At 72.5% G+C, this 19,343-nt stretch carries 14 protein-coding genes, 1 tRNA gene and 2 pseudogenes; 7 read left to right on the top strand and 10 right to left on the bottom strand.

The genetic code is table 11. From position 1 onward, the window contains the following. From AB0Q90_RS37410 to AB0Q90_RS37420, 3 genes and pseudogenes are all read right to left on the bottom strand, one after another. A pseudogene (locus tag AB0Q90_RS37410) lies at window positions 1-98 on the bottom strand (16S/23S rRNA (cytidine-2'-O)-methyltransferase); the annotation flags it as partial. Continuing rightward, window positions 96-683, bottom strand: a pseudogene (locus tag AB0Q90_RS37415) (hypothetical protein); the annotation flags it as partial. The pseudogenes AB0Q90_RS37415 and AB0Q90_RS37410, both read right to left, overlap by 3 nt. A gap of 144 nt (window positions 684-827) precedes the next feature. Beyond that, the gene (locus AB0Q90_RS37420) at window positions 828-1,316 is read right to left on the bottom strand and encodes a hypothetical protein (protein ID WP_363164036.1); all 489 of its coding nucleotides are present in this window, start codon (window positions 1,314-1,316) and stop codon (window positions 828-830) included. A gap of 125 nt (window positions 1,317-1,441) precedes the next feature. Here AB0Q90_RS37420 and AB0Q90_RS37425 point away from each other — a divergent pair, with 125 nt between their 5' ends. The 3 genes from AB0Q90_RS37425 to AB0Q90_RS37435 are packed head-to-tail and all read left to right on the top strand — an operon-like array spanning window position 1,442 to window position 7,091. Continuing rightward, window positions 1,442-2,635: a hypothetical protein gene (locus AB0Q90_RS37425; protein ID WP_363164035.1), complete on the top strand. Its 1,194-nt coding sequence runs from the start codon at window positions 1,442-1,444 to the stop codon at window positions 2,633-2,635. Continuing rightward, window positions 2,632-2,766, top strand: coding sequence for a hypothetical protein (locus AB0Q90_RS37430; RefSeq protein WP_363164034.1), 135 nt, complete (start codon window positions 2,632-2,634; stop codon window positions 2,764-2,766). Before AB0Q90_RS37425 ends, AB0Q90_RS37430 begins: the two co-directional genes overlap by 4 nt. Then, a complete protein-coding gene (locus AB0Q90_RS37435; protein ID WP_363164033.1) occupies window positions 2,763-7,091 on the top strand; it encodes a caspase family protein in 4,329 nt (1,442 codons plus the stop codon). Before AB0Q90_RS37430 ends, AB0Q90_RS37435 begins: the two co-directional genes overlap by 4 nt. Window positions 7,092-7,122: 31 nt before the next feature. Here the strand turns inward: AB0Q90_RS37435 and pth are convergent, their stop codons facing one another. From pth to AB0Q90_RS37460, 5 genes are all read right to left on the bottom strand, one after another. Further along, window positions 7,123-7,725: an aminoacyl-tRNA hydrolase gene (gene pth, locus AB0Q90_RS37440; RefSeq protein ID WP_363164032.1), complete on the bottom strand. Its 603-nt coding sequence runs from the start codon at window positions 7,723-7,725 to the stop codon at window positions 7,123-7,125. 74 nt (window positions 7,726-7,799) lie between these two features. Continuing rightward, window positions 7,800-8,390 (bottom strand): 50S ribosomal protein L25/general stress protein Ctc, encoded by a 591-nt coding sequence (locus AB0Q90_RS37445; protein ID WP_363164031.1) that lies wholly within the window; start codon window positions 8,388-8,390, stop codon window positions 7,800-7,802. Between the two features lie 205 nt (window positions 8,391-8,595). Then, on the bottom strand, window positions 8,596-9,576 hold the full coding sequence (locus tag AB0Q90_RS37450; RefSeq protein ID WP_363164030.1) for a ribose-phosphate diphosphokinase: 981 nt from the start codon (window positions 9,574-9,576) through the stop codon (window positions 8,596-8,598). A 141-nt stretch (window positions 9,577-9,717) separates the two neighbouring features. Continuing rightward, window positions 9,718-11,166 (bottom strand): bifunctional UDP-N-acetylglucosamine diphosphorylase/glucosamine-1-phosphate N-acetyltransferase GlmU, encoded by a 1,449-nt coding sequence (gene glmU / locus AB0Q90_RS37455; protein ID WP_363164029.1) that lies wholly within the window; start codon window positions 11,164-11,166, stop codon window positions 9,718-9,720. A gap of 130 nt (window positions 11,167-11,296) precedes the next feature. Continuing rightward, a tRNA-Gln gene (locus tag AB0Q90_RS37460) sits at window positions 11,297-11,367 on the bottom strand. Between the two features lie 209 nt (window positions 11,368-11,576). On the opposite strand from AB0Q90_RS37460, the gene AB0Q90_RS37465 reads away from it, so the two are divergent. Continuing rightward, complete coding sequence (locus AB0Q90_RS37465; RefSeq protein WP_363164028.1) at window positions 11,577-12,896, top strand: histidine kinase; 1,320 nt, start codon at window positions 11,577-11,579, stop codon at window positions 12,894-12,896. A gap of 28 nt (window positions 12,897-12,924) precedes the next feature. Here AB0Q90_RS37465 and AB0Q90_RS37470 read toward each other — a convergent pair whose 3' ends face one another. Beyond that, on the bottom strand, window positions 12,925-13,419 hold the full coding sequence (locus AB0Q90_RS37470; RefSeq protein ID WP_363164027.1) for an SUKH-3 domain-containing protein: 495 nt from the start codon (window positions 13,417-13,419) through the stop codon (window positions 12,925-12,927). A 67-nt stretch (window positions 13,420-13,486) separates the two neighbouring features. Next, complete coding sequence (locus tag AB0Q90_RS37475) at window positions 13,487-14,023, bottom strand: YwqJ-related putative deaminase (RefSeq protein ID WP_363164026.1); 537 nt, start codon at window positions 14,021-14,023, stop codon at window positions 13,487-13,489. A 288-nt stretch (window positions 14,024-14,311) separates the two neighbouring features. On the opposite strand from AB0Q90_RS37475, the gene AB0Q90_RS37480 reads away from it, so the two are divergent. The 3 genes from AB0Q90_RS37480 to AB0Q90_RS37490 all read left to right on the top strand — a co-directional run bounded on the left by AB0Q90_RS37480 (window position 14,312) and on the right by AB0Q90_RS37490 (window position 19,284). Further along, window positions 14,312-15,301, top strand: a complete 990-nt coding sequence (locus tag AB0Q90_RS37480; RefSeq protein ID WP_363164025.1) for an SMI1/KNR4 family protein — start codon at window positions 14,312-14,314, stop codon at window positions 15,299-15,301. Window positions 15,302-15,309: 8 nt separating this feature from the next. After that, window positions 15,310-18,207, top strand: a complete 2,898-nt coding sequence (locus AB0Q90_RS37485; protein ID WP_365734243.1) for an SUKH-4 family immunity protein — start codon at window positions 15,310-15,312, stop codon at window positions 18,205-18,207. Window positions 18,208-18,396: 189 nt separating this feature from the next. After that, window positions 18,397-19,284, top strand: coding sequence for a cellulose-binding protein (locus AB0Q90_RS37490; protein ID WP_363164856.1), 888 nt, complete (start codon window positions 18,397-18,399; stop codon window positions 19,282-19,284). Window positions 19,285-19,343 lie beyond the last annotated feature (59 nt).

A 19,343-nucleotide genomic window follows, 5' to 3' on the forward strand; every position in this document is an offset into this window, starting at 1 on the left:
GGAATGAAGGACAGATCCCCCACGACAAGATCCACCGGCTCCCCATCGATCGCGTCGAGCGTCAACTCGCGTACGTTCGTACGGTCCTTGACGGTCAGGCCCACGGGGGCGCCGTTGCCGGTCTCGGCGAGGTCGCCCTCGACGTCGCCCTGCGCGGACGGCGAGGAGGAGGTGGCCGGGGCCACCTCGTCGCCGGTGCTCGGGCTCGGGGAGGCGGCGGGGGACTCGGTGCTTCCGGCCGACTCCGACGGCGAGGTGCTGGGCTCCTCGTCGGTGCCCTCGCAGTCCGTCCAGAACACCTTGTGCTTGGCCGAGCCGTTCTCGCCGTCGAAGTTCCAGAACAGCTTGTAGTGGCCGTCGGGCAGGGTCATGTCGTCCGTGCGGCCGTGGCCCTCGGCGTCCAGGGTGAACTCGCCGGACTTCACCGTCTCGCCCTTGACGTCGGCGGTCGGCGCCCAGGCCTCGATGTGCCAGTCGACCTGCTGCTCGGCGTCGAAGCCGAAGGCGTCCAGGTAGAACTCGCAGACGTGGGGCTCGTTCTTGCGCAGCTCCTCGCCGGTGGTGGCGTCGTGAATCTTCACGGTGCCGTTGTCTCCCGGAACTGTGGCGTGTGCGGCGGGGGAGACGAGCAGTGCCGCGGTGGCGACGGCGGACACAGCGCCGGCGCGAGTGAGGGTTCGCATGAGCAGTCCATCTTCGAGAAGCGAAAGGGAAGATGTGGAGGGGGCAGCTCAGCATTGTGCCAGATGTGACAGGAGGTCAATCACGAACAGGGAACAAACAGACTTCTCACGAATGTGCCGATGCCCCACGGGCCCCTAAACCGCTCACATCGCCAGAAAAGCCGCTGTGAGCAAGGCCGTTCCGCCGCCCGCCAGCACCCACGCGGCCCGGGTCCGCCGCAGCCCGCCCGCCACCACGACCGAGGCCAGCAGCAGCGCTCCGCCCAGCGGCACCCATGCGTAGAGGATCCCGGCGGGGCCGGAGCGGACGACGTCGTCGCTGCCGGGCTTGATGACGACGGTGTACGTCTGTCCCTTGCGGACGGCGGCCGTGTGCTCGATGACGACGCGGTCACGGGGCTGCGAACCCTGCGAGAGAGGCTCGTAGGGGCCGGTGCAGGTGGTCTCGCCGCACCGCGTCACCTCGACGGTGCCGCTCTCACGCCCCTTGGTGAGCATGACGTGCTGGGCGGTTCCCCAGGACGCCCACACACCCGCGATCAGGATCAGCGCCGTGACCGTCCCCATCGCCGCGGCGCGCCCGAAACGCAGTGCGGTCAGGGCGCCCGGGCTGGACATGACGGCAGAAGGCATGGCCGCGATCCTTGGCCATTGGCTAACCGAAAGTCAATGTGGCCCGGGCGGGAACCGAGGAGGGGGGCATCCAACGTTCCCCAAGTGAACGGGAGATGAGACGCAAGGGATCCAAGGGGGGCGGGATGACCGCGCTGCTGTTCGTCCACGGCACCGGCGTGCGACGCGCGGCCTACCAGGAGACCGTGACGGAGCTGCGGGAGGGCCTGGCGGCCGTTGACCCGAAGCCGACCGTGCACGAGTGCTACTGGGGCGACGAGTTCGGCGTGCCCGAGGGCGCCGGAAGCCGCACGCTGCCGGGAGCCGTCACGCCCCCCGAGGAGCCCGACCCCCTCACCGACGACCAGGACCAACCCGCCATCCTCACCTGGGAACTCCTCTACGAGGACCCCCTCGCCCCGCTGCGCCGCACCGCCCCCGCCGACGCCTGGTTCTACGACGAACCCCCCGACCCCCGCCTCGACCAGTGGGCCCGCGACGCCGCCGCCGCACCCCCCGAACCCCTCGCCGCCCTCCTCGACCGGGCCGGCATCCGCGCCGACCTGCCCCGCGCCATGGCCGCCGTCCTCGACAGCCCCGTCGGCCGCGACGCCCTCACCCACGGCCGCCCCCCGGGCGAACTGCCTCCCGCCGTCGCCACCGCCGCCGTCGCCCACCTCCTCGTCACACTCGCCCACGAGGGCCGACCCCTGCGCTGGAGCCCCGAACAGCGCGACGAGGCCGTCGACCTGCTCTCCCGCGCCCTGGGCGGCGGCGACACCCGGGGCGTCCTCCTCAGCGCCGGCTGGAAGGTCATCGCCCCCCTCGGCGGCATGCGCTACCTCATGTGGAAGCGCGGCCCCCTCATGGACCGGGCCCACCCCAGGGCCGGCGACATCCTCAAGTACCTCGCCCGCGGCGACGCCCTGCGCGCCTGCATCCGGCGACGCGTCACCGAGGTCGCCGCCGCCCACGGCCCCGTCGTCCTGCTCGCCCACAGCCTCGGCGGCATCGCCGCCGTCGACCTCCTCGCCCGGGAAGAGCTGCCCGCCGTACGCCACCTCGTCACGATCGGCTCCCAGGCCGCCCAGCTGCACGAACTCGGCGCCCTGCCCGCCCTCGAACCCGGCGCGCCGCTGCCCGCCCACTTCCCGGCCTGGACCAACGTCTACGACAGCCGCGACCTGCTCGCCTTCCTCGCCGAACCGGTCTTCGGAACCCGCGTCCGCGACATCGAACTCACCTCGGGCCAGCCCTTCAAGGCCTCCCACAGCGCCTACTTCCGCAACCCCGACGTCCTCGCTCTGCTGGCCCGCACCGCCCGGGACGGCGCCGCATGATCGAGACCATGACCGGCGTGGACCCGGCACGCACCCACGCCCTGCTCGTCGGCATCGAGGAGTACGACGCCCAGTACCGGCCGGCCCTCGGAGCCGGCGTCGCCCGCCTCGCCCGGGACGGCGCCGCATGATCGAGACCATGACCGGCGTGGACCCGGCACGCACCCACGCCCTGCTCGTCGGCATCGAGGAGTACGAGACCCGGCACCGTCCGATCCCCGGAGCCGGCGCCGACTGTCTCGGCCACGCCCGCTGGCTCACCGGCCACGGCGTACCCCCGGACCAGATCCACCTGTGCCTGACCCCCCTCACCCGGAACCGCGACACCCTCCTCGCCGGCCTGCGCGAACTGGGCGTCACCCACCACCGCACCGCCACCGAACTGGACGTCCGCGACGTCCTGCAGAAGGAACTGCGCGGCCTGGACGCCGACCTCCTCTGGCTCGCCTGGAGCGGTCACGGCGTCCTCACCTCCGACCAGCAGGGCGAACTCCTCGTCCTCGCCGACGGCGAAACCGCCCTGCCCTCCTGGAACCTGCGCGACGCCCTCCTGCACAGCCAGGCCTACGACAACATCGCCCGCAAGGTCCTCCTCTTCGACGCCTGCCGGCTCAAGGCACCCGACAGCCACGACTACGGCCTGACCACCCTCGCCGGCGCCGCCCACAAACCCAGACGCCGCACCGGCCTGGTCACCCTCCACGCCACCCAGTCCGGCAGCGCCGCCTACAGCGACCCCGCCGGCGGCCTGTTCACCCGCGCCTTCCTGGAACAGCTCCGCCAGGCCCCGGCCTGGCCCGCCGACCCCGTCACCGTCGCCCACGCCGTCGACCCCGTCCTGCGCGCCGACGGCCGCCAGACCCTCACCGTCGACGACGACCACTGGACCGGCGCCCGCTTCCGCCCCGCCCCGCCCGTCGGCCGCCCCGACTCCCTGCGCACCCACACCGAGGCCCTCACCCGGCTCGGCGCCAAGGGCAAGTACCTCACCGACACCCTGCTGCCCTACCTGCCGCCCGAACCCGGCCACGAGACCGCCCCCGACACCATCCTCGCCCGGCTCGCCGACCACTCCGCCTCCTCCGAGTCCGTCGGCTACCGCGACCGGCTGCGCGGCATCCTCCTCACCGGCCCCGCCGGCGCCGGCAAGACCCGCACCTGCCTGGAGGTCGCCCAGCACGCCCTCACCCAGGGCTGGCAGGTCTTCCACCCCCGCCAGGACGACGGACTGCGCGCCGGTGAACTGCTCGACGGCGTCCGCCAGGCCGCCGACCTCCGCCCCGGCAGCCCCGTCCTGCTCGTCCTGGACTACCTGGACCGCTACCACCGCCTCGACCTGCGCGAACTCGCCGACCTCCTGCACGCCGAGGCCGAACACGGCCTGCGCATCGCCTGCGTCGCCTCCGTCCGCCCCGGCGCCCTGAAGGACCTCGGCAACCGCGGCTGGCGCAGCCTCTTCGCCGTCGTCGAACTCCGCAGCGACGAGGAACGCCGGCACGCCCTGGCCGCCCACATCTTCCGCACCGTCGCCCCCAAGGCGTACGACACCCTCGGCCACCGGCGCACGGCCGACCTGTGCACCACCCACCCCGTCCTCGCCCTGCTGCTCTCCCTCGAACTGGAACGCCTCGCCGACACCGGCGCCCTCGACCCCACCGCCACCGACGTCCCCCGCCCCGGCGCCCTCATCGACTGGTTCGACCGGCGCACCCGCGAGGACCTCGGCCCCGCCCACGACCTAGCCGAACGCCTCGCCGCCACCGCCGCCGCCCTCACCTGCGTCCACACCCGGGACGCCGTCGAGGCCGCCGCCGACACCGCCCTGCGCCGCCGCCCCGCCGCCGTCGGCACCACCGGCCGGCAGATCGTCGCCCGCCTCAAGGCCCACGGCTGGCTCCTCACGGCCGAGGAACAGGACACCGACGACGCCCTGGACACCATCCACGACATCGTCACCGACCTGTTCCTCTCCGAGACCTGCCTCCCCGACGGCTACACCCTCGACCCCGACACCCCCGGCGAACTCCTCGACGCCGTGAGCGACGACATGCGCTCCCTGCGCCGGGCCGTCGGCCACCTCAGCCGCTGGGGCACCGACCTCAAGGGCAACGCCCCCGACGACCTCGCCCGCGCCTGCACCACCTGGCTGCACACCCACGAGACCGACGTCCGCACCCTGCTGCGCGACCACCTGGACGACGGGATGAGCACCCTCGTCGCGATGATCTCCGCCACCCCCTGGCGGCAGGCCGTCGCCGCCCACTGGAACACCCTCGTCACCCCCCTGCTCGACGAGACCGACCCCGCCCGCGTCCGCGGCTTCCTCACCGCCGCCGCCCTCAACTACGCCGAAGCCCCGGCCGAACTCCTGCGCTCTGCCGAGGCCTGGCTCACCGCACACACCGCCGACGACCCCGACGCCATCCACCTCGTCAACGCCCTCGCCCACGCCACCACCGACGACTACGAGCAGTACGTCGCCGCCCCCGCCCGCGACTGGCTGCACCACCACGGCCTCACCCGGGAAGGCCGCGCCCGCATCCACACCCTCCTGCGGCACACCGGACACAGCCCCGCCATCGACGCCGAGGCCGCCGCCACCGCCGTGGAACTCGCCCACGAACTACGCCACGAAGCCGCCACCGAACACCTGCTCAGCACCCTGCACCGCATCGACCACGTGCCCCCCACCGCCCTGGTCCGGCTCGCCAAGGCCACCCACGAATGGCTCGTCAAACACGGCACCCAGGACCGCGCCACCTACATCTACGGCGCCGCCCTCACCAACCCCCAGCTCCCCGACGTCGCCCCCATCGCCGCCTTCGCCCTCGAATGGCTGCGCACCCGCGACGACAAGACCGAGGTCAGCTTTGTCCTCAGAGCCCTGCTGAAGTGCAACAAGCTGCCGGACCACCTCACCAGCAGAGCCGTGGCCCAGGCCCAGGAGTGGCTGGCCGCCGACGGCAACGGCCTCAAGGCCGACGCCTCCTTCGTCCTCGGCCCCCTGCTCCACGAGACCGTACTGCTGGCCGCCCCCGAAGCCGCGGCCACCAGCGCCGAAGCCGGCCTCGCCTGGCTCGCCGAGCATCCCCAGCAGCCCTACACCGACTTCGTCCTGAGCCACCTGCTCAAATACCCCGACTTCGCCGAAGCCGACCCCGACCGCGCCGACGTCGCCCGGGTCGCCGTCCAGGCCGCCCTCGACTGGCTCACCGCCCGCGACACCTGGGCCGGCCGCACCCTCAGCGCCCTCCTCGTCCGCAGCAAGGACATGACACCGGAACAACGCTTCCAGGCAGTCGAACTGATACTGGCCCGGATGCGGGCCGCGCCCCGCACCGAACCCGACGACAGCTACGTCCACCGCAGGCTGCTGTTCCAGAACGACCTCACCGACACCCAGTACCGGGACGCCCTGCGCCACGCCCGCCAGTGGCTCGACGTCAACAGCACCGGCGTCAGAGCCGGATACGTGCTCTCGATCTGCCTCCACCGCGCCGCCCGCGCCGACGACACCGACGCCCTCGGCTCCGTCGTCGAACTCGCCCTGGACTGGCTGGACCACCACGGCACCACCGAGGACGCGGCCCACGTGGTGCGCAACCTCTACCTCCCGGACCGCTTCCAGCCCACCGAACACCTCGACGCCGTCACCGTCGCCCGCCGCGCCGCCGACCACGCCCTGCGCTGGACCCGCGCCCACCCCGCCCACGAGGACAGCTACGCCCTGCTCTGCTCCGTCCTCAACGCAGCCGACGAAATCGGCCCCGACCAGGCCCGCACCGCACTCGACGTCACCAAGACCTGGCTCGCCGCCCGCCCCCGCACCGCCGAACGCGCCTACCAGGAGAACCGCATCCTGCACCGGCTGCTCTTCATGGCCTCGGCCGACGCAGACACCGACGCAGCCGCCATCCGCTGCGCCACCGACCGCATCGACCTGAAACATCCACAGCCCTACGACGCCGACATCCTGCGCACCCTCATGTACCGCAGGAAGGGCGACCCCGAGATCCCCGACCCCGCGGTGGTGCGCGCCGCGTTCCGGCTGCTGGCCGGCCACGCCCCGGGCGAAACGGACTTCAAGCTGATCGGCTGTCTGCTGCACCGCCACGAGCTCCCGCTCGACCAGCGGCAGGCAGCGGTCGCCCACGCCATGACCTGGCTCGGCTCACCCCACGGCACCGTCCAGGGCGCCATCCTCGTGCTCGGCCCCCTGCTGACCGCGCTGCTCCACCTGCCGCCCCCGCACCCCGACGTGCTCCCGGCCGCCCTCGCCTGGATGACCGAACACGACCACCGCAGCGGGGTCAGGGGCATCCTGCACGGCCTCGTCACCTACGACCCGGACCTGGCCCGCCACCCCGAACTGAGGCAGCGCGCCGCCACCTGGCTCGCCGCCCGCCCCGACGCCACCGACGACATCCGGACCGCGCTCGCGCCCTACCTGTCGTAGCCGCCGCGCGTTGCCACGCCTGCCGTGGCCGCTACGAGTTGTAGGTCCCCTGGGCCCGCTCCAGACCCTCCACCACCAGGCACTCCACCGCGTCCGCCGCACGGTCCACGAAGTAGTCCAGTTCCTTGCGCTCCGCGGACGCGAAGTCCCGCAGCACGAAGTCGGCCACCGGCATCCGGCCCGGCGGCCGCCCGATGCCGAAGCGCACCCGGTGGTAGTCCGGGCCCATCGCCTTCGTCATCGACTTCAGACCGTTGTGCCCGTTGTCGCCGCCGCCCAGCTTCAGCCGCAGCGTGCCGTAGTCGATGTCCAGCTCGTCATGGACCGCCACGATGTTGCCCAGCGGCACCTTGTAGAAGTCCCGCAGCGCGTTCACCGGACCGCCCGACAGGTTCATGAACGACATCGGCTTCACCAGGATCACCCGCCGGTTCAGCGGCCCGGGCGGACCGATCCGCCCCTCCACGACCTGCGCCTGAGCCTTGCCGGCCCGCTTGAACCTCGCCCCCATCCGCTCCGCCAGCAGATCCGCCACCATGAAACCGACGTTGTGCCGGTTCATCGCGTACTCGGGTCCGGGATTGCCGAGGCCGGCGATCAGCCACGGGGCACTCGGGTCGGTCGTCACGTCCATATCTCCTTGATACGCGCCAGCCGCCGCTCCCCGAAGGAAGCAGCGGCTGACAAAGCGAAAACAGCAGGGGAGGATCAGGCCTCCGCCGCCTCCTCGGCGGCCTCGCCCTCCGGGGCCTCCTCGGCCTGCGCGGCCAGGACCTGGAGGACGACAGCGTCCTCCTCGACGGCCAGGGTCACACCGCTGGGCAGCGTGATGTCCTTGGCGAGCACGGAGGCGCCGGCCTCAAGGCCCTCGACGGAGACGGTGACGGCCTCGGGGATGTGGGTGGCCTCGGCCTCGACCGGAAGCGCGTTCAGCACGTGCTCCAGCAGGTTGCCGCCGGCGGCCAGCTCGCCCTCGGCGTGCACCGGAATCTCGACCGTGACCTTCTCGCCGCGCTTGACCAGCAGCAGGTCGACGTGCTCCAGGAAGCCCTTGACCGCGTCACGCTGCACGGCCTTCGGGATCGCCAGCTCGTTCGTCTTGCCGTCGATGTCCAGGGAGATCAGGACGTTCGGCGTACGCAGCGCCAGCAGCAGCTCGTGGCCCGGCAGCGTCAGGTGCAGCGGGTCCGAACCGTGGCCGTACAGGACACCGGGGACCTTGCTGTCACGACGGATGCGGCGCGCGGCACCCTTGCCGAACTCGGTGCGGGTCTCGGCGGCGATCTTCACCTCGGACATGGCATTCACTCCTCGTATGGGTGAGAAACGGACAGGGTCACCCGGCCACGAACGGCCTGCTACGAAGAGCGCGTCGATAACGGACAGCCGTACCGAAATGAGTACGGCCTCCCTCGCCGAGCAACTTCAGCAGTCTACTCGGCAGGGAGGCCGCACCCAAAAGGATCATCCGAAGGGCCTTCCGAAGGCCTTCGGTGAGGAACCCTTACTGCTCGTCGAACAGGCTCGTCACCGAACCGTCCTCGAACACCTCACGCACCGCGCTGGCGATCGTCGGCGCGATCGACAGCACCGTGATCTTGTCCAGGTCGCTCGCCAGCTCACCCGGCGTCGGCAGCGTGTTGGTGAACACGAACTCGCTCACCCGCGAGTTCTTCAGCCGGTCCGCGGCCGGACCGGACAGCACACCGTGCGTCGCGGTGACGATGACGTCCTCCGCGCCGTGCGCGAACAGGGCGTCCGCCGCAGCGCAGATCGTGCCACCGGTGTCGATCATGTCGTCCACCAGGACGCAGACGCGGCCCTTGACCTCACCCACGACCTCGTGGACGGTCACCTGGTTCGCCACGTCCTTGTCGCGCCGCTTGTGCACGATCGCCAGCGGCGCACCCAGCCGGTCGCACCAGCGGTCGGCCACGCGCACGCGGCCGGCGTCCGGGGAGACGACGGTCAGCTTGTCCTTGTCGACCTTCTTGCCGACGTAGTCCGCCAGCAGCGGCAGCGCGAACAGGTGGTCCACCGGACCGTCGAAGAAGCCCTGGATCTGGTCCGTGTGCAGATCGACCGTGAGGATGCGATCCGCACCGGCCGTCTTCATCAGGTCCGCGATCAGACGCGCCGAGATCGGTTCACGCCCACGGTGCTTCTTGTCCTGGCGGGCGTAACCGTAGAACGGCACGATGACGGTGATCGACCGTGCCGACGCGCGCTTCAGCGCGTCGATCATGATCAGCTGCTCCATGATCCATTTGTTGATCGGAGCCGTGTGGCTCTGGATCAGGAAGCAGTCCGCGCCGCGGGCAGACTCCTGATACCGCACATAGATCTCACCGTTGGCGAAGTCGAAGGCCTTCGTCGGGACGACCCCGACACCCAGCTGGTGGGCGACCTCCTCGGCAAGCTCGGGGTGGGCGCGGCCGGAGAAGAACATCATCTTCTTCTCGCCGGTCGTCTTGATCCCGGTCACAGCACTGTCTCCTCAGAGGTGTCTCAGCTGGATGTCGAGAGGCCGCACCAGCCCGTCCCGGCTGGTACGAGCGGCGTCTCAGCTGGTTGGTGCGGATGTGCACTTATCACGGTACGCCGTCCCAGACGCACCTGTTTCCAGTCAGCTTTCGCCTTCCGGCTCCCGGGAAGCCGCCTCGGCCGCCTTCGCCGCCGCACTTCCGGGACGCTTACGGGCCACCCAACCCTCGATATTCCGCTGCTGACCACGGGCCACGGCCAGCGAACCGGGCGGCACATCCTTCGTGATCACAGAGCCGGCGGCGGTGTACGCGCCGTCCCCGATCGTGACAGGAGCCACAAACATGTTGTCCGAACCCGTCCGGCAGTGCGACCCGACGGTGGTGTGGTGTTTGTCCTGTCCGTCATAGTTCACGAACACACTGGCGGCGCCGATGTTCGTGTACTCGCCGATCGTCGCGTCACCGACGTACGACAGGTGCGGAACCTTCGTCCCCTCGCCGATGACCGCGTTCTTCGTCTCGACGTACGTACCGATCTTGCCCTTCGCGCCCAGCCGCGTACCCGGACGCAGATAGGCGAACGGCCCCACCGTCGCGCCCGCACCCACGTCCGCGCGGTCCGCGACCGTGTTGTCGACCCGCGCCCCCGCACCCACGCGCGTGTCCTTCAGCCGCGAGTTCGGCCCCACCTCGGCGCCCTCCGCGACATGCGTGGCCCCCTGGAGCTGCGTCCCGGGGTGCACGACGGCGTCCTGCTCGAAGGTGACGGTGACGTCGACCCAGGTCGTCGCCGGGTCGACCACGGTGACACCGGCGAGCATGGCCCGGGTCAGCAGCCGGTCGTTGAGAATGCGACGGGCCTCGCCGAGCTGGACCCGGTTGTTGATCCCGGCGATCTCACGGTGATCACCGGCGACGGACGCCCCGACCCGATGCCCGGCCTCCCGCAGGATCCCGAGCACATCGGTGAGGTACTCCTCGCCCTGGCTGTTGTCGGTACGCACCTTCCCGAGCGCGTCGGCGAGAAGCTGCCCGTCGAACGCGAAGACACCCGAGTTGATCTCCCGGATCGCCCGCTGCGACTCGGACGCGTCCTTGTGCTCCACGATCGCGGTGACGGCCCCCGACGCCCCGTCGCGCACGATCCGTCCGTACCCGGTCGCGTCCGGCACCTCGGCCGTCAGCACGGTCACGGCGTTGCCGTCGGCGGAGTGGGTCGCGGCCAGGGCTTTGAGGGTGTCACCGGTCAGCAGAGGTGTATCACCGCATACGACGACCACGGTCCCGTCGACACCGCCGCCGAGCTCCTCCAGCGCCATGCGCACGGCATGACCCGTACCGTTCTGCTCCGCCTGCACCGCGGTACGCACCTCGGCGTCGACCTCGGCGAGATGCGCGGTGACCTTCTCCCGCGCGTGGCCCACGACCACGACGAGGTTCTCGGGCTGCAACTCACGCGCGGCGGCGAGCACATGACCCACGAGGCTGCGTCCGCAGATCTCGTGCAGGACCTTGGGTGTGGCCGACTTCATACGGGTGCCCTCACCCGCTGCGAGAACGACGACGGCTGCCGGGCGAATGGCGCTCACGGGGTTGCCCTTCGGCTTTTGGGATGGGGTGGGGTGGACATCCGCAGGATACCGGGGCGTTTCGTGGGGGACATGGGAGCGGGCCCCGACTTGGCTGTCAGGGCCCGTGGTGAGCCGGTGGTTCGGAGAGCTCCCGGAGAAGGATTCGAACCCTCATTCAACGGACCAAAACCGTTTGTCCTGCCCTTAGACGATCCGGGATGGTTGGTGAGCGATGCCCCGATATGGATGATCGGCTTCGCGCACGAACACCACTATGCCGTACCGGAAGCCCTCGATGCGACGGTACAAGTCGGCTCCCTCCAGGGTCGCGCGCCCGGAATCGTCGGTTCCGGGGCTGAACGGTGTGGTGTAGGCCAGTCGGCGAAACTCGCCGGAAAAGCGGTGGCGGGCGCCCGTAGGCTGGAGGCATGACCACGACGGGGGAATACCACGCCGAGGCCCGGGCAGGGGCGGGGCCTTGGTGGTGGGACAGGTGGCGCAGTGCGGTGCTGGACGTGGGTCTGGCGGTGGTGTCCGCGCTGGAGTGCGGGGTGGAAGGGGTCGACTTCGCGGACGAGGCGGGGATCCCGTGGTTCGCGGGTGTGCTCTTCGGTGTGCTGGCCGGTTCGGTGCTGGTGCTGCGGCGGCGGTGGCCGATCGCGGTCGTGCTGGTGTCGATCGCCGTCATGCCGGCCCAGATGGGCTTCCTGATGATCGTCGTCGGCCTGTACACGCTGGCCGCATCCGAGCTGCCCCGGCGGATCATCGCGGCGCTCGCGGGGATGTCGCAGGTCGGGATGCTGATCGTGACGTTCGTGTGGCTGCGGCAGGGAGTGGCGCAGGGGGACCTGGAGGTCGGGGACTGGTTCGTGCCGTTCGGCGCGATCACGACCTCGCTGGGGTTCACGGCGCCTCCTTTGCTGCTCGGCCTCTACGTCGGTGCGCGGCGCCGTCTGATGGAGTCGTTGCGGGAGCGGGCGGACAGCCTGGAGCGGGAGCTTCAGCTGCTCGCGGAGCGGGCCGAGGAGCGGGCCGAGTGGGCGCGGGGCGAGGAGCGGACCCGGATCGCGCGGGAGATGCACGACGTCGTCGCGCACCGGGTGAGTCTGATGGTCGTGCATGCCGCCGCGCTGCAGGCCGTTGCCCGCAAGGATCCGGAGAAGGCCGTGAAGAACGCGGCGCTGGTCGGGGACATGGGGCGGCAGGCGTTGACCGAGCTGCGGGAGATGCTCGGCGTGCTGCGCTCCGGTGACGGGGTGGCGGAGCGGCGTTCGGTGGTGCCCCTGGCGGCGGTGGGTGCGGCTGCCGCGGCGGCGGCTTCGCGGGCCGTGGAGGACGACGGGGCGGCCGAGGGGCCGTGTCTGTCGGAGCTGGAGGAGCTGATCGGGCAGTCGGCCGCGGCGGGCATGACGGTGGATCTGTCGGTCGAGGGCGAGGTGCGGTCGTATGCGCCGGAGGTGGAGCAGACCGCGTACCGGGTGGTGCAGGAGGCGTTGACGAACGTCCACAAGCATGCGGCGGGGGCGAAGACCCATGTGCGGCTTGCGCACCGGGAGTCGGAGATCGCGATGCAGGTGGAGAACGAGCCGCCGCCGGAGGTGTCGTCCGCGTCGTCCGCCCGTCTGCCCTCGGGGGGCAATGGTCTGGTGGGGATGAAGGAACGTGTCTCCGCGCTGGGCGGGGTGTTCGTTTCCGGGCCGACGGATGCGGGGGGTTTTCGGGTGTCGGCGGTGATTCCGGCGGGGTGAGCCCGTCCCGGAGGGCTGTGGGCCGGGGTCAGCCCGCGGTCAGGCGTACCGGCTGTATGCCCGCGACCAGTGCGGCGAGTGCGTGGTCGATGTCGGGGCCGAGGAACCAGTCGCCGGTGTGGTCGAGCGTGTAGACGCGGCCCTCGCTGTCGATGGCGAGGAGTGCCTGGGTGTCGGTTTCGGTGCCCAGGGGGCAGATCTCGGTGTCGAGGGCGCGGCCGAGGTCGCCGAGGGTGCGGGCCATGTGGAGGCCGTGCAGCGGGTCGAGGTGGAGTGCGGCCGGGGCGACCTGGCGGCCGGGGCCCGCGGGTGCGATGTGCAGTCCGCCGAACTCGGCCCAGGCCTCCACGGCGGCCGGGAACACGGTGTGGCGGTGGCCGGCCGGTGAGGTGTGCTCGCGCAGGGCGTCGGCCCAGACCTCGGCCTGCTTGATGTCCCAGCGCCCGGGCTGCCAGCCCGCGGCGCGCAGGGCCGCGTCGACGGGTACGGGGAAGCGGGTGGAGGAGCTGCGGTCGGTGTGCATCTGCCCTTCGTTCGTCGAGGGATAGGGGTCGGGGGCGGGGGCGTGGGGGGTGGGGGTGTGCCCGGGGTCAGCTGTCGGTCGACGCGGGGTCGACGATGCGGACGCCGAAGTGGGCGCTGAGGGCCGTGCAGGCGCGGCAGGGGGCGGCGAAGCTGCCGTGCAGGGGGTCGCCGTCCTCGCGGATGCGGCGGGCGGTGAGCTTGGCCTGTCTGAGGGCTTTGCGGGCCTCGCCGTTGGTCATCGGTTTGCGGGCGGCGCGTTTGCTGCGGTCGGCGTCGGCGGCGGCGATGTGGCGGGAGATCAGGATCGTCTCGGCGCAGCGGCCGGTGAAACGGTCGCGCTGGGCGCTGGTGAGCGCGTCGAGGAAGTCCTGGACGAGCGGGTGCAGTGCGGGCGGTTCCTCGCCGCGGGCGGCGGTGCCGGTGAGGGTGGCGCCGCGGACGGAGAGGGCGGCGGCGACCGTGGGGAGTATGCCGTCGCGGCGGTGGTGAAGGGTGGGGGCGTGGGGTGCGTCGGTGGCGCTCCAGCCGATACGTGGGTCTCCGGACGTGCCGGACTGCGGGCCCCGGTGCGGCCCCGTCTGCGTCGCGTTCATGATCGTCATCCCCTCCCGAGCATCCCCCCGGACGACACAGAGTGCCAAATGCCGTGGCTGGTGCGGAAGCTGGGGCGGCGCGACACGCCCGGTCCGGGCGGGCTGTTACGGCGGGGTGACGGCAGGTCACGGAAGCGGAGGGCCGCTGACCGGTGCCCGGTGACCGGTGTCGCCGTACCGCATAGGCTGTCGGCACCGCGATCCATGCGGTTGACGCGTGGAGACAGTCGATACGGGGCGTAGTGGCCAACGGTGGTCATTGCGTGCCGTACCAGAACGCCGCAGGGGGCAACCGCCATGACGACAGGTCGGCTCGGGCAGCAAGCCGCGCCGCCGAACGCGGCCTATGCCGGGCAGGTCGTGCATTTCCCGGACCCGGTCCGGGCGGCCCGTCACCCGAGAGGGGTGCGGGTGGACGAGCACGGCTTTCCCGACTTCTCGGCCTATGCGCGGGCGGCTGCGGAGATCGCGGATCCGCCTGAGGGCTTCGGGGTCGACGAGCTGCGGCTGACGGACTACGTGTCGGCGAACGCGGCGCTGGCGGCGTCCGGGCACGAGCTGTGGGACACGGTGCCGAGCGTGGCGACTCCGCACGGCTGGACGTGGCACCACGTGGCGGGCGCGCGGCGGCTGGAGCTGGTTCCGGTCGAGGTGAAGGCGCTGCTGCGGCACCACGGCGGGGTGGCGACGGCGCCGGTGGACCACACCAAGCGGGGGACACGGCCGCTGCAGGAGACGCGTCCGGCGCACTTCGGTCTGCCGAAGTCCGGCGCTGCGGTGAGCGAGTCCCAGGTGCTGGGTGTCGAGGAGGAACTCGGCTATCGGCTGCCGGGCGCGTACCGGTCGTTCCTGAAGGCGGCGGGCGGTTGCGCGCCGGTCGGGACGGCGCTGAACGCGGAGTTGGGGCTGCTGATCGACCAGCCGTTCTTCACGGTGCGCGACGAGGCGGCGGTCAACGACCTGGTCTATGTGAACAAGTGCCTGCGCGACCACCTGACCAAGGACTACCTGGGCGTCGGCTTCGTCCAGGGCGGGCTGCTCGCGGTGAAGGTGAAGGGCGAGCGGATCGGTTCGGTGTGGTTCTGCGCCTACGACGATGCGCGTGACGTCGATCCCTCGTGGGCGCCGGCGGATCGTGTGGAGCGGCTGCTGCTGCCGTGCGGTGAGGACTTCGACGTCTTCCTGTCACGACTGGCGGGATCGCCGCCGGAGTTGGAGACGGTGGCGAATCTGATGGTGGACGGCGGCTTCGCGCGGTCCGTGTCCGTTTCGGCCGTGGGGGAGTGAGCGTTGCGATGGTGACCTTTGCGCAGGCGCAGGAGCGCGCGGAAGAGTGGATCAACGGCGATGTGCCGTCGTACCAGCATCGTGAGGTGCGGGTGCGGGAGTTCGAGCTCGGGTTCGTGGTGTGGGCCGAGGACCGTGCGGACGGGCCCCGTTCGGACGGGGGCGCGCAGCGGCTGGTGATCGCGCGGGACAGCGGCGAGGCGACGCTGTGGCCCTCGCTGCCGGTGGGTGAGGTGATCCGCCGGTACGAGGAGGAGTACGGGCGTCCGGACGCGGCTCCCGAGCCGGCGCCGGCGGCTTCCGCGCGGGTGGATCTGAACCAGACGTCGTTCCTTTTGACGCCGCCGGAGTGGTTGCAGGAGGCGGCGGATCAGCTGGGGATTCCCGGGCGGCGGGGTGGGGACACCTCGGGCGGCGGGGCGGCTGGGTCCGCTGGGTCCGCCGGGGGTTCCGGTGGGCTGCCGGAGACGCAGGCCGGGGTGCCGACGGGTGCGGCCGGCGCGGCGGGCGCTGGTGCGCCGACTCCCGCGCCGGGGGCGCCTGTTGCGTCCGGGGCGAGTGCGGCGTGGCCGGAAGCGGGCGCGCATGGTGACAGTGGGGGCGCGGGAGCGCCCGTGGGGGCGCCCAGTGGTGGCGGTGCGCCGGGGGCGCCTGCCGGGGCGACTCCGTGGGCCGGTACGGACACCAACGCGGACGCCGGTGAGGACCGTTCGGTCCCGCTGCCCGCGACCGTGTTCGCGCCGCCGTTGAGCGAGGTGGACGACAGCACGCCGCCGCCGGCGACGCCGGATGCGAAGACGGCGCTGATGTCGGGTGGCAGCCAGCTGCCGCCGACGGCGGTCGCACCGGCGCTCGACGAACGGAACGCGCCGGGTGGTCTCGGCGGTGCGCCGGCACAGGGTGCGCCGCACGCGCCGGGTGTGCCCGGTGGTACGCCCGCGCCGGGTGCGCCGTACGGTGCGCCGCAGGCGCCGGGTGGTGCGGGAGTGCCGGGCACGCCCCCTCCGGGCGCCCCCGCGCCGGGCGCCACGCCTCCGCCCCACGCGGGCGCGTCCTCCTACGGCTACCCGCAGGGTGGCCCCGGTGTTGCCGGAGGTCCGCAGACCCCGGCCGCGCCCGGGCGGCCGCTCGCGCCGCACGCCGGTGACATCGCCGACGCCGCGACCAGCAAGGCGGCGCCTCCGCCGCGTCGCGCGCGGGGCGGGGCCACGCCGCCGCCTCCGCCGGGAGCGCCTGGTGCACCCGGTGCTCCTGGCGCTCCCGGCGCGCGGCCGGGGGCCACGCCTCCGCCCGCGGGCGGGTATGTGCCCACGCAGCTCGTGTCGGCGCTCGGTCCCGAGGGTCCCGACGGGGCTGCCGGTCCGGGTGCGCCGCAGGCCCCGGGCACCCCCGGCGCGCCGACGCCGCCGGGCGCCCCCCAGCCGCCCGGTGCGCCGGGTGCGCCTGGCGGTACGCCTCCGGGCGGTGTGCACCACGCCGCCACGATGCTTGCCGACCCGAGTCAGATGGGTGGGGGCGCGCCGCAGCCTCCGGGCGCCCCGGGTATGCCGGGTGCGCCTGGCGCGCAGGGTGTTCCGAGCGCCCCGGGCATGCCGAACCCGCCCGGCGCCCCGGGTGCTCCGGGCGCCCCCGGCGCGCCGCAGCCTCCGGGCGCCCCGGGCATGCCGGGTGCCCCCGGCGCGGGCGGCTCCGCCGGTGGTGCGCGCGGTGCTGTGCACCACGCGGAGACCATGCTCGCCGCACCTCCCGTCGGCGGCCCGAGCGCGCCCCCGCCGCCGCAGGCCCCCGGCGCACCCGGTATGCCGGGCGCCCCCGGGATGGCTCCGGGCGCTCCCCAGCCGCCGATGCCGCCCGGCGCGATGCCGCCGCCCGGTCAGCCCATGCCCGGGCAGCAGCCCCCGGCGTACGGCTACCCGCAGCCGCCCGCCGGTCAGCCGACGGTCGGCCCGGGCTACCAGGCCGTGCTGCGCTACCGCGCGCAGGACGGTTCCGAGCAGCAGCTGATCCGGCGTTCGGCGCCGGGTACGCCGCACCCGGAGTGGCAGATCTTCCATGAGCTGCGTGCCATGAACGTGCCGTCGGACCAGGTGCTGGAGCTGCACACCGAGCTGGAGTCGTGCGAACTGCCGGGTGCGTACTGCGCGCGGATGATCCGGGAGCAGTGGCCGCAGGCGCGGATCGCGAGCATCGCGCCGTACGGCACGGACCACGCGAGCCGGCAGCAGGGCATGCAGCAGCTGCTGGCGCACCAGGGTGAGCTGCACCAGGTCGCGGACGGGCCCGCGCGGCTCGCGCCGGTGCGGGCGCCGTTGCAGCAGGTGCAGCCGGCGCCGCCGCTGCCGCCGGAGGGGATCGCGCAGGAGCTGGCGGGCGCGTTCGGGCCGGGCGTCTTCCGGTTCGAGCAGGCCGCCGTGTCCCGGCAGGGCGTGCCGCCGGTGGTGGCGCACTCGCTCGTGGTGGCGGGCCTGCCGATGGACATGGGTCCGTTCTTCTGGGCGCAGGCCCAGCCGGGGCGGCCCGTGCCGACGCTGGCGGAGCTGGCGGCCGAGCGCGGGGTGCAGCCGGCCTCGGACGCGGGCTCGTACCTGGTGATGGGCAGCGACTTCGGGCGCGCGATCTGTGTGCAGTACGGCACCGCGAACATCGTCGCCGTGCCCGTGGAGGCGGGGCCGGGCGGCGCGCCCGTACCGCCGCAGTTCGTGAACACCGGTCTGCCCGAGTTCCAGCGCTGCCTGGCGCTGCTCGGCCGGATGTGGCGGCTGCGGTTCGGCCTGAACCAGGAGCAGGCGGGCCGTTGGACCGTCGACTTCCAGGCCCAGTTGGCCTCGCTCGACCCGGCGGCGCTCGGTTCGCCGGAGAGCTGGTGGTCGGTGCTGCTGGAGCAGATGTGGGACGGACTGCTCTGACGCGCCCGCGCTGAGGGAGCGTCACGGACAGGAGCCGGGTTCGGTCGTTGCGACTGGGCCCGGCTTCTTCGTACGCACCCCGCCCGTTACCTCTGCCCGGAGTGTCGCGTTATGAACCTTTCTGCCTGATACATCAAGATGTGCGCGAAATCATCATTTTGCGTCCGTCTGATGGAGAGGGGTTCCAGCATGAGCGGCACACCGGTCCCGCACCACGGTTTCGTGGCCGTACGGGGGCGTGGCTACCGTCCCGGACAGGTCGACGTGTACGCCGCCGCGCTCTCCCGGGACCGTGACGCCGCCTGGGAGCGCGCCGCCCGGCTGACCGTGCTCGCCAAGGAGATGGAGGCGGAGGCGGTACGGCTGCGGGAGACCGTGGCCCGGCTCGCCCCGCAGTCGTACGAGACGCTCGGGGAGCGGGCGCGGCGCATCTTCCAGCTCGGGCAGGAGGAGGCCGCCGCCGTGCGCGAGGGCACGCGCCGGGAGGCGCAGCGCCTTGCGGAGACGGCGCAGGCGCATGCGAACAGCGTGCACGCCGCGGCACAGGCGCACGCGGACACCGTGCGCGCCGAGGCGGAGGAGCGCGCCCACCGGCGCCTGCTCGCGGCGCGCGCCGAGGCGGACGAGATCCGCATCGCCACCCGGCGCGAGATCAAGGAGAGCCGCTCCGAGGCGCTCGCCGCGCTGCGCGAGATGCGGCAGCGCACCGACGGGCTCCTCGCCGAACAGGCCAAGGAGCACGCCGAGCGGTGGGCCGAGGCCGAGCGGGAGGCCGAGGAGCGCGCGGCGAAGGCCGAGCTCCGGCACGCCGAGCAGGTGGCCCGGGCGGAGGCCGCGCTGTCCGACGCGAAGCAGGCGCTCGCGGACGCGGAGGTCGCCGGGCGGCGTCGTCAGGAGGAGGCGCGGGCGCGGGCGGCGGAGCTGGTCGCCGAGGCGCACATGCGCGAGGAACGCATCGCGCGCGAGACGGAGCGTGTGCTGCGCGAGCACGGGGAGCGCTGGGACGACGTACGCGCCCACATGGACCACGTACGCAACAGCCTCACTTCGCTGACGGGGCGTGCGGCCGCGGAGTAGGGGCGCCCGGGCCCCTTCCGGGCGCCCCCTTGAGGCGAGCCGCCGTCCCAACGGCTCAC

Origin of the sequence: Streptomyces sp. NPDC079141 (assembly GCF_040686775.1) — a bacterium.
Classification (GTDB): Bacteria; Actinomycetota; Actinomycetes; order Streptomycetales; family Streptomycetaceae; genus Streptomyces.